At 49.9% G+C, this 3,377-nt stretch carries 3 protein-coding genes; 1 reads left to right on the forward strand and 2 read right to left on the reverse strand.

Annotated features, from left to right (window positions below; all coding sequences use genetic code 11):
• Positions 1-240: 240 nt before the first annotated feature.
• Entirely contained in the window at positions 241-1,302 is a 1,062-nt protein-coding gene (locus BLX24_RS29680) for a FecR family protein (RefSeq protein ID WP_071506834.1), read from the reverse strand.
• 21 nt (positions 1,303-1,323) lie between these two features.
• Positions 1,324-1,998 (reverse strand): RNA polymerase sigma-70 factor, encoded by a 675-nt coding sequence (locus BLX24_RS29685; RefSeq protein WP_071506835.1) that lies wholly within the window; start codon positions 1,996-1,998, stop codon positions 1,324-1,326.
• Between the two features lie 280 nt (positions 1,999-2,278).
• On the opposite strand from BLX24_RS29685, the gene BLX24_RS29690 reads away from it, so the two are divergent.
• On the forward strand, positions 2,279-3,377 hold a 1,099-nt coding region (locus BLX24_RS29690), incomplete at its 3' end, for a sigma-54-dependent transcriptional regulator (protein ID WP_071506836.1).

The following is a 3,377-nucleotide window of genomic DNA, read 5'->3' on the forward strand; positions in this document are numbered from 1 at the left end:
GAGAGTTATTCGCTTATTCAGCACCTCCTGTGAGTAACCGTCGTAGGCAAAAGAAACCCCTACAAAAACCAGTGAAAACAGTAAGGGAAGTAACGTAAGCCTCGCCAGCGAACCGGCCGACCTACTGGTTTGTAAAAAATACTTCATAGAGATAAGGAATAGTTAGGGTACAATAAGCAGGGTACAGAGTTGACAGAGCGACCGGGTATAGTTGCTTTGCCCGGGGGCGCATTGAGTCGGTTACCGGCATCCATTTGACGTGATGATGATTTTGTTGTTTTCTTCCCGATAGGTTGCTTCAATCGCGATACAGATCAGCTCAATTTTTTCGAGCAAAGGTTCGTCGGTTAAATGAGCTGTCAGTTTACAGTGTGCCAGCTTGCCGGCATCGTAGACAATATCGGCGTGGTAGGCCGCTTTCAGCTTTTCGATTACGTCGTTGGCCGGTGCTTCATCGAACGTGAAGGTTGTCCGCGCCATCGCATTTGGCAAGGCGACCGGTAAAACCTGTTTTACTTCCTGAATCGTAAACTGGTCTTGTCCGACATTTACTTTTTCATTGGCTGCGATCACGAGCCCCTTCAGCGTATTGCCGGAAAGCTTCTGGTCCTTTTCGGTGTCGGATTGCAGNGCCACCTCTGACCGGCCGCGTTTGGTACTAATCGAAAAGCTCGTGCCTAACACTTTGGTAATGAGTTGATTTGCGTAGACAAAAAACGGTCGCTCCGGATCTTTGGATACTTCAAAAAAAGCTTCCCCCAGCAAGACTACTTCCCGTTTCGGGTGGCCGAACAACCGTGGTGAGTAGCTGATCTTGCTGCCCGGCCCGAGCAGAATCGAACTTTTGTCGGGCAGATTCACCAATAACGGCTTGTTGCTCAGGTTCTCTTTTTCGAAAACCTCACCGCTTTGCTGTTTTATCTGACGCGCCAGCCGTTCATAAGTCGGCGCGTTGGGTTTGGTATACTCCTTCCAGCCCCAGAACAGACAGACCAGCGCGACAGAGGCCGCCGCCATCCAGGTAAGCAGCGGACGGAGTATGCTGAACGGCGAATCGGTCAGGCTGTTGCTGAGGTCCGTATCCTGAGCCGGTTCTGCAATGTTCCGCTGGATGGTATTAAAGCCTCGCGCCGCGTCGAAATGATATTGCGGGTGCTGCGCTTCCCATTCATCCAGAAACTGGTAAAACAATTCTTTATTTTCGGGTTGATGCAGCCACTCCTCGATCATTTTTCGCTGGATCGAAGTATGTTTTCCATCAAAATAATCGAAGATGATTTTCTTGTTTAATGGCTGATTCATAGATGATTCAGGTGTATGGATTTAAAAAAATGAAATAATAAACAAATACAGGCTGATCAGGTAGTCCTGTTTCAGCTCTTCCTTGATTTTGGCAAGGGCACGGCTGATGAGTCGTTCAACGGCGCTGACCGTTAGCTGCATTTCGCTGGCTACTTCCACGTACTTTTTCCCTTCCAGCCGGTTCAGCTGAAACGCCTTCCGCGACTGCTTCGGTAAATGCTGGATAGCAATCTCCAGTTTGCGGCTCAGTTCATGGTAATGCAGGATTTCATCCGGCCGCAAGGCATTTACCGAGTCAGCAAAGCCGGTATCTTCCGCCGCCAGGTCGAGGGGCTGATTCCGGTTTAGCTCTGCCTTAATGGTATTAAAGGCGCGGTTTTTAACCGCCGTGTAGAGATACGCCCGGTAAGATGATGAGATTGACTCATACACCTTATTATTCCAGAAGTTGGTAAATACCTCTGCCACAATATCTTCCGCCAGTTCTTTAGAGTAAACATACCGGATTGCATGATTACAGAGGTTTGTGTAATACTTGTGAAAAAGCATTTCAAACCCCTTTTTAGGAGAGGAAACAAATGCCCGCCCGATCAGAAATTCATCGCTGAGTACCCTGGTTTCCGGTTCATGTACAGTTACCTGTAACTTGCCGGCTGCCTGACCCGGGTCCGGCGATTCTTGTGGTAATGCTTTCATACGTCTGGTTTACATCTTCCTGTGATACGAACTGCAGGCTAATCGGAATTACAGGCATTTTCGGAAAAAGGACTAACGGTACTCTATTAACTTTGTAGCATCTGAAGATAAGTAAAGTGCTTCGTATACCATCCCTGAAAATAGACTATTTCGAAGACAAAGTTTTACTATTTTACCCCACACTTGTTCGCAGAAAGTTTTTTGAAAAATCTTTGCGGCCTCATATCGGCGCTGTTTGTGCATAAAAAGCGCGTTTCACCTGCTTAACGGTATTGGAAAGATGGAAGCTACCCTTTTGATAATTGACGACGAATCACGATTGCGGCAGTTGCTGGCACAGATCTTAAAACTGGAAGGGTACGTTGTACTGGAGGCCGAAAATGCCAGGTCTGCCCTGCAGGTGCTGCAACGGCAGGAGGTACATGTGGTAATCAGTGACGTGAAACTGCCCGACGGTCGTGGCATTGAGCTAACGGCAACCATTAAGCAACTCTACCCGGCTACAGAAGTGATTGTGCTGACCGCCTACGGCACGATCAGCGATGGCGTGACAGCCATCAAAAACGGGGCGTTTGATTACATTACGAAAGGAGACGATAACGACCGGATTATACCGCTGGTAAGCCGGGCGGCGGAGAAGGCGCTGCTTCAGTTCCGGGTACAGCAGCTGGAACATCAGGTCAGTAAACGCTATGGGTTCGGGCAGATTATCGGCTCCTCCCCGGCGCTCCGGCAGTCGATTGAACTGGCCGGAAAAGTGGCTCCTACCGAGACAACGGTACTCATTACGGGCGAAACCGGAACCGGCAAGGAAGTCTTTGCCCAGGCCATTCACTATGGCAGCGGCCGTCGGCAGGGGCCGTTTGTTGCGATAAACTGCGGGGCACTGAGCAAGGATATTCTCGAAAGTGAATTGTTCGGCCACCGCGCCGGTGCGTTTACGGGCGCCGCGAAAGACCAGAAAGGCTTGTTTTCGGAAGCCAATAAGGGAACCCTTTTTCTGGATGAAATCGGCGAAATGCCGCTCGACCTGCAGGCCAAACTGCTGCGGGTGCTCGAAACGCACGAATTTCTGCGGGTGGGTGATACAAAGCCGACCAAAGTAGATGTCCGCGTAATTGCCGCAACGAACCGGAGTTTGCAGGAAGAAGCGGATCAGCATCATTTCCGGCTGGACCTGTATTACCGGCTTTCGGTATTTACTATTCAGCTGCCTGCCCTCCGCGACCGGATTACCGACATTCCGGAACTGGCTTTATTTTTTGCCCGCCAGAACGCGCAGAAACTCGGGAAACGCCATGTGGAAGTAAGTCCGGCGTTTGTGACGCAGTTACAACAACACCCGTGGCGCGGAAATATCCGCGAACTGAAAAATGTCA

It is taken from the genome of Arsenicibacter rosenii, assembly GCF_001870735.1.
In the GTDB taxonomy this organism is placed as follows: Bacteria; Bacteroidota; Bacteroidia; order Cytophagales; family Spirosomataceae; genus Arsenicibacter; species Arsenicibacter rosenii.

What these genes read in the sequence shown, in the direction of transcription:
- BLX24_RS29685 (WP_071506835.1), bottom strand. Translation starts at nt 1,998, where the DNA reads ATGAAAGCATTACCACAAGAATCGCCGGACCCGGGTCAGGCAGCCGGC.